The 6,597-nt window shown below is 66.3% G+C and carries 6 protein-coding genes; 1 reads left to right on the forward strand and 5 read right to left on the reverse strand.

Going from position 1 to position 6,597, the window contains the following annotated elements; genetic code table 11:
• Window positions 1-391 precede the first annotated feature (391 nt).
• Window positions 392-1,360: an oxidoreductase gene (locus QZ271_RS10135; protein ID WP_291431073.1), complete on the forward strand. Its 969-nt coding sequence runs from the start codon at window positions 392-394 to the stop codon at window positions 1,358-1,360.
• A 172-nt stretch (window positions 1,361-1,532) separates the two neighbouring features.
• Here the strand turns inward: QZ271_RS10135 and QZ271_RS10140 are convergent, their stop codons facing one another.
• The 5 genes from QZ271_RS10140 to QZ271_RS10160 all read right to left on the reverse strand — a co-directional run.
• Window positions 1,533-2,447 carry a DnaJ C-terminal domain-containing protein gene (locus tag QZ271_RS10140; RefSeq protein WP_291431075.1) on the reverse strand — a complete coding sequence of 305 codons (915 nt, stop codon included), beginning with the start codon at window positions 2,445-2,447 and terminating at the stop codon, window positions 1,533-1,535.
• Window positions 2,448-2,509: 62 nt separating this feature from the next.
• Window positions 2,510-2,749 carry a VF530 family DNA-binding protein gene (locus QZ271_RS10145; protein ID WP_367114359.1) on the reverse strand — a complete coding sequence of 80 codons (240 nt, stop codon included), beginning with the start codon at window positions 2,747-2,749 and terminating at the stop codon, window positions 2,510-2,512.
• A 67-nt stretch (window positions 2,750-2,816) separates the two neighbouring features.
• Entirely contained in the window at window positions 2,817-3,458 is a 642-nt protein-coding gene (locus QZ271_RS10150; RefSeq protein ID WP_291431079.1) for a nucleotide exchange factor GrpE, read from the reverse strand.
• A 244-nt stretch (window positions 3,459-3,702) separates the two neighbouring features.
• A complete protein-coding gene (gene dnaK, locus QZ271_RS10155) occupies window positions 3,703-5,589 on the reverse strand; it encodes a molecular chaperone DnaK (RefSeq protein ID WP_291431081.1) in 1,887 nt (628 codons plus the stop codon).
• Between the two features lie 355 nt (window positions 5,590-5,944).
• Window positions 5,945-6,597 (reverse strand): ubiquinone/menaquinone biosynthesis methyltransferase (locus QZ271_RS10160; RefSeq protein ID WP_291431083.1); only part of this gene is annotated, 653 nt, incomplete at its 5' end.

Genomic DNA, 6,597 nt, shown 5'->3' on the forward strand with positions numbered 1-6,597 from the left:
TGAAAGCAGCTTCTTAGCAATTTATAGGGCTGAATTCAGATTCTGAGCAATTTACCCTGCTGAGCAGTTACCTGCACCGAATCAATCCGAGCGGACGCGAGGAGGAACAGCAGACGCTCCTTCGCGGTATGGAGCCACAGGCGGCGCTTTCCCGCCTGTGGCGCAGTGGAGCGGAATCCGCATAAGACGGATTGCCCCTTCAATCCTAGCGAAGCGGGTGGGTGTAAAACGGATTACGGGCGTGAAGTTGACAACCCAGCGTCGTTCTGGGTTGTCGGCTCAACAGACGGCAGTCCTTATGGGGCGTGTTCGGCGGGCCTAATCTTCACCGTTCCTTGAATGGGGTGTCCTCGCTGGCCCTTGCACCCCCTTGAGCGCCTAGGGTGAGTGTATGACTCCTATCAAGAGCCCCCTGGCCCCCCGCGCCGACGCTACGACCGTCGTGGCGCACACTGATCTGCACGGCCGCACGGCCGTCGTGACCGGTGCGGCGTCGGGTCTGGGTATAGAAACGGTACGTGCCCTCCTGAGTGCCGGCGCAGGCGTGATCATGCCGGTGCGCGACATGGTGCGCGGGCAGCAGGTGGCGGACGAACTGGCCCGCGATACGGGCAATTCTGCCGTGCAGGTCGTGGCCCTGGACCTGTCGTCGCTGGCGTCCGTGCGGCAGGCGGCGATGACCATCCTGGCCGCCGCGCCCCGTATTCACATGCTGATCAACAACGCTGGTGTCATGGCCACCCCGCAGGGCGTGACCGCAGACGGGTTTGAAACGCAGTTCGGCACGAATCACCTGGGTCACTTTCAGCTGACCCGCCTGCTCATGCCGGCCCTGCTGGCCGCCGCGCCCGCCCGCGTGGTGTCCCTGAGCAGCAGCGCGCACCGCCTGAGCGACATTCGCTGGGACGACCCGAACTTCCAGAGCACGCCTTACGATCCCTGGCAGGCGTACGGGCAGAGCAAGACCGCCAACGCCCTGTTCGCCGTGGAATTGAACCGCCGTTACGCCGATCAGCGTGTCACTGCGAACGCCGTGCATCCTGGCGGCATCATGACTGGCCTGCAAAAGCACATGCCTGAAGGCGAGGCGCAGCGCCGGGGTTGGATCGACGAGAACGGCGTCCCCCACCCCGCCTTCAAGACGCCAGCGCAGGGGGCCAGTACCAGCGTGTGGGCCGCGACTGCACCAGAGCTGGACGGCGTGGGCGGTCTGTTCCTGGAAGACCTGCAACAGAGCACCCCGCTGGACGAGACGAACCCCAGTCCGCTGTTCGGGTACAGACCGTACGCGCTCGACGCGGACAGCGCCCGTCGCCTGTGGACGCTCAGCGAGCAGCTGATCGAGCAGACCAGGCTGTAAACCTGGACCGTAGAACGCCCCCGATCATGGCTGCTTCGGGGGCGTTCGGGCTGGGCTTACCTCATACGGATTCCGATTGATTCGCTGCAGTTCTGAATCAATCCGAGCGGACGCGAGTAGGAACAGTAGACGGATTGGGCGGTATGGAGCGGCGGTCCGTATCAGGTCGTGCTTACCCCAATTCGCGCAGTCGGCGGTACAGGTCCTTTTGCTCGTCGCTGAGGGTGGCGGGGACCGTGACGTTCAGGCGCACGTACAGGTCGCCGCGTGTGCCGTCTTTTTTCGGCCAGCCCTGCCCGCGTAACCGCATGCGCCGCCCGCCGCTGCTGCCTGGGGGGACGCTTAGGTTGCCCTTGCCGCTCAGGGTCTGTACGGTCACGTCACCACCGAGCGCCGCGAGCGGGGCGGGCACGTCCACGTTGGTGGTCAGGTGGTCGCCGTCCAGTTCAAAGCGGGCATCTTCCAGCACGCGTATGGTCAGCAGCACGTCGCCGCCGCCCGGTCCCTGCCCGGCCAGCCGCAGGCGGGCGCCGTCGCGCGTTCCTGCGGGGACGCGCAGGCTCAGGCGTTTGCCGTCCACGTTGATGACCTCGTCCGAACCGCCGAAGGCCTCGGCCAGCGTGACCTGCAACTCGCCTTCCACGTTCTGCACGAAGCGCCGCCCGCCGCCCATCCCACCGCCGCCCAGCAGGTCCTCCAGGTTGACCTGCGCGCCGCCCGGGAATCCCTGGCCCGCGCCGCCGCGCCGCCCGGTCTGTCCGAACAGCCCCTGGAAGAAATCACTGAACTGCCCCGGATCGAAGCCCGAGAAGTCCCCGCCCTGGAACCCGCCACCCGCGCCGGGGCCGCCGTAGCCGGGCGGAACCTGTCCCGTGTGCCCGAACTGGTCGAACACCTGCCGCTTCTCGGGGTCCGAGAGGACAGCGTACGCCTCGCCGATCTCCTTGAAGCGCTCGGCGGACTTCTCGTCCCCGTCGTTCTTGTCCGGGTGGTACTGCTTGGCGAGGCGGCGGTACGCGCTCTTGATGTCCGCCTCAGACGCCCCGCGGGAGACGCCGAGCACGTCGTAGTAATCCTTGTAAGCCATGTGCGCCTCCTTCAGGCGGGTGAGGACGGTGGGTTCGGATCAGTCGGTCAGCGGTCAGCGGTTCAGGTGGTCACGAGGTCGCGGTACAGCGCCTCGACTTTCGCCCGCGCCCACGGCGTGCGCCGCAGGAACTTCAGGCTGCTCTGAACACTCGGGTCGAACTGGAAGCAGCGGACCGGCACCATGCGGGCCAGTTCATCCCAGCCGTACGCCCCGTGCAGCCGCTCGATGATCGTGGCGAGCGTCACGCCGTGAAGCGGGTCACCGGAGGGTGAAGGGGTAACGGCCGCTGGAGCCGACACCACTTCGACCGACGCGGCCTCGTCCGACGCTGCCTTGTCTGCTGGGTCAACCATCAGCGCTTTGACCTCAGCCCTTCTTGCTCACGACGACGCGGGCAGGGCGCACGAGGCGGTCACCCATGCGGAAGCCCAGCTGGTACACCTGCACGATCACGTCGTCCTGAGCGCCCGGCACCACCTGAAGCGCCTCGTGCCACTGCGGGTCGAAGGCCTCGCCTTCCCGGCCGGTCGCTTCCAGGCCCAGGCCCGCGAAGACGCCTAGGATCTTGCCCTGCACGGCCTGCATGCCGGGAATCAGTTTGGCGGGCTCGGCGGCGCCCATGCTCACGGCGCGGTCCATGTCGTCGTACACGGGCATCAGCGCCTCGGCGGCTTTGCTCACGCCCTGCCCCTGCGCGGCCGCCACGTCTTCCTGCGTGCGGCGGCGGTAGTTCTCGAAGTCGGCAGCCAGCCTGGCCAGTCGGCCCTTGAGGTCGGCGTTCTCCTGCTCCAGCTCGTCGGCGCGGCCGAGTTTCGCCATCATTTCCTGCACCTGACCGAACATGTTCTCGTCCAGGCCGTCCAGGCCGGGGAACTCGGCGTTCTGATCGTCGGGCATGGTGTCGGTATCGGTATCAGTGTCGGCGATATCCAGCCCGTCCTCGCTGACGGTTTTTGTGCGGGCGTCGGTTTCGGCCTCGGGGGCGGGTTTGTGCTGGTCGTCGGTCATCTTGGGCCTCTCTTGCGGAACATTCCCCTCAGCTTACGGGCTGCCGGGCGTTCCTGCGGGAATAAAGGACGGTAAGGAAAAGGATGAAAGAAACAGGGGAGAGGAGGCGTGGCGGCCGTCCTCTCCCGTGGATGTTGGTGCCCCATGCATGGTGGTACCCCAGGGATGTTGGTGCTGGTGGGCGGCCGCCTCGCCCGTCCCTTGCCTCCCCCGCGGGGAAGGGGCCCCGCAGGGCGCAGGGGGGTTACTCGGCGGGTTTGAAGTCCGCGTCGATCACGTCGTCCTGATTGTCCTTGCCCAGGTTGACGGTGTCGTCGCCCTGCGCCTGACCCTGCGTCTGCGCGGCGGTCATGAAGGCGCGCAGTTCCTCTTCCAGGGCTTTCTGGGCGGCGTCGATGCGGGCGTCGTCGTCACTGCGCACGGCTTCCTCGGCCTCGTCGGCGGCCGCCTTGAGTTTGTCCTTGGCGGCCTGCGCGGCGCCCTCGTTCTCCTCGATCTGCGAGGTGGCCTGCACGCGCAGCGAGTCGAGGTTATTGCGCTTCTCGACCTTCTCGCGGCGCTGCTTGTCGGCAGCGGCGTTCTGCTCGGCTTCCTGCACCATGCGTTCCACATCGCTCTTGTCGAGAGTGGTGGTGTTCTCGATGCGGATGCTGGACTCCTTGCCGCTGGTCTTTTCCTTGGCGGTCACGTGCAGGATGCCGTTCGCGTCGATGTCGAAGGTCACCTCGATCTGCGCCTGACCGGCCCGCATGGGCGGAATGCCTTCCAGTTTGAAGCGGCCCAGGCTCTTGTTGTCGGCGGCCATGGGGCGCTCGCCCTGCAACACGTTGATCTCCACGCCCGGCTGGTTGTTCTCGGCGGTGGTGTAGATCTCGGTCTTCTTGGCGGGCACCGTGGTGTTGCGGGTGATCATGGGGGCGATCATGCCGCCCTTGACTTCCACGCCCATGGTCAGGGGCGTCACGTCCACCAGCACGATGTCGCCCAGGCTGGAGTCGCCCTGGATGATTCCGGCCTGCACGGCGGCGCCCAGCGCGACGGCCTCGTCGGGGTTGACGGACTCGTTGGGAGCCTTGCCCACCAGTTCCTGCACGATGCGCTTGACGGCGGGGATGCGGGTGCTGCCGCCGACCAGGATCACCTCGTCGATCTTGCTGGCGTCCAGTTTCGCGTCGGCCAGAGCCTGCTCGACAGGCTTGCGCACACGGCGCAGCAGGTCACCGGTGATCTCCTCGAACTTGGCGCGGCTCAGGGTGCGTTCCAGGTGCATGGGGGTGCGGGTTTCCGGGTCGAAGGTGATGAACGGCAGGCTGATCGAGGTTTCGGTCGCGTTGCTCAGTTCGATCTTGGCCTTCTCGGCCGCTTCGATCAGTCGCTGGAGGGCCTGCTTGTCCTTGCGCAGGTCGAAGCTGTTGTCCTTCTGGAACTCGGTGGCCAGCCAGTCCACGATGCGCTGGTCGAAGTCCGCGCCGCCCAGGTGGGTGTCGCCGCTCGTGGATTTCACTTCGAACACGCCGTCGCCCAGTTCCAGGATGGTCACGTCGAAGGTGCCGCCCCCCAGGTCGAAGACGAGCACGGTCTCGTTGCCCTTGCGTTCCAGGCCGTAGGCGAGCGCGGCGGCGGTGGGTTCGTTGATGACGCGCAGGACATTCAGACCCGCGATCTCACCGGCCTGCTTGGTGGCCTCACGCTGGCTGTTGTCGAAGTACGCGGGCACCGTGATGACCACGTCCTTGATCTTCTCGCCCAGTTTGGCGCTGGCGTCGTTCACGAGTTTACGCAGCACCTCGGCGCTGACCTGCTCGGGCGCGAGGTCCTGACCGTTCACTTCGATGCGCACGCTGCCGCCGGGGCCTTCCTTGACGGTAAAGGGGCTGCGGCCCGCCTCGTCCTTGATCTCGGCCCAGCGGCGGCCGATGAAGCGCTTGACTTCGAACAGCGTGGCGGCGGGGTTCAGTGCGGCCTGACGGCGCGCAATCTGACCGACCAGGCGCTCGTCGCCCTTGTAGGCGACGACACTGGGCGTGGTGCGTGCGCCCTCGGCGTTCACGATGACTTCGGGGCGGCCGCCTTCCATGACGGAGATAACAGAGTTGGTGGTACCAAGGTCAATTCCGACTGCTTTGGGCATGATGACTCCTGTCTTGATGGTCTGAAGTATGGGGATTTGCCGCCACGGGGGCAGCAGTTCTGATCTGCGAACATCATAGGCCCACAGTTCCGGACTGTCAATAGAGTTGAGTGTGGTACGCTCAAGTTTAAGTGGGGCTTAAGAAGGTGCCTTACCTCGACACTCAGCACACGCCGCGCCACCGCCTATACCCAGAACCCGCTCTACTCCCACGCATACTGGTTCCGATTACTTCGGGATTGCACCGAATCAATCCGGGCGAATGCGAGCAGGCGTAACAGCCGCCCCTGGACGGTCTGGAGCCGCAGTCCTGATCCAACGGTTGTCGCCCACCACTCCACCAGGGTCCGTCTGCCTACAGCTTGTCCCCCACATGAATGGCGGCGATGCCGAAGGTCAGCAGGCGGTAGCGGGTGCGCAGGCCCGTGGCGCGCATCAGGCCCGCCAGCCGCTCGGGTTCCGGGAAGGCCAGCACGCTCTCGGGCAGGTACGTGTACGCCCCGGCGTTTCCGCTGATCAGCCCGCCGATGCGCGGCAGCACATGCTGGAAGTACACGCGGAACACGCTGCCCAGCAGGCCCGGCCGGGGTGGCGGGAACTCCAGGATCACGGCCCGCCCGCCCGGCGCCAGCACCCGCCAGAACTCCGCGAGGCCGCGCTCGTAATCCGCGAAGTTCCGGAACCCGAACGCGCAGGTGATCGAGTCGAAACTCCCGTCCGGGTACGGCAGGTTCAGCGCGTCCCCTTCCTCCAGGCGGATGTCGATGTGCCGCGCGGCGGCCTTCTCGCGGCCGATGGCAAGCATCTGCGGCACGAAATCACTGCCGACCACCTCGGCGCCCGGCGCGCGGGTCTTGAGTTCCAGCGCGAAATCTGCCGTGCCGGTTGCCACGTCCAGCACCCGCGCCGGATTCAGGGCCAGCGCCTCCTGCGCCGCCGCCCGGCGCCACGCCTTATCCACGCCGAGGCTCAGCACGCGGTTCAGAAGGTCGTAACGGGGCGCGATGC

The sequence above is a fragment of the Deinococcus sp. genome (assembly GCF_018260555.1).
Lineage (GTDB): Bacteria > Deinococcota > Deinococci > Deinococcales > Deinococcaceae > Deinococcus.

What these genes read in the sequence shown, in the direction of transcription:
- QZ271_RS10150 (WP_291431079.1), bottom strand. Translation starts at nt 3,458, where the DNA reads ATGACCGACGACCAGCACAAACCCGCCCCCGAGGCCGAAACCGACGCC.
- QZ271_RS10135 (WP_291431073.1), top strand. Translation starts at nt 392, where the DNA reads ATGACTCCTATCAAGAGCCCCCTGGCCCCCCGCGCCGACGCTACGACC.
- dnaK (WP_291431081.1), bottom strand. Translation starts at nt 5,589, where the DNA reads ATGCCCAAAGCAGTCGGAATTGACCTTGGTACCACCAACTCTGTTATC.
- QZ271_RS10140 (WP_291431075.1), bottom strand. Translation starts at nt 2,447, where the DNA reads ATGGCTTACAAGGATTACTACGACGTGCTCGGCGTCTCCCGCGGGGCG.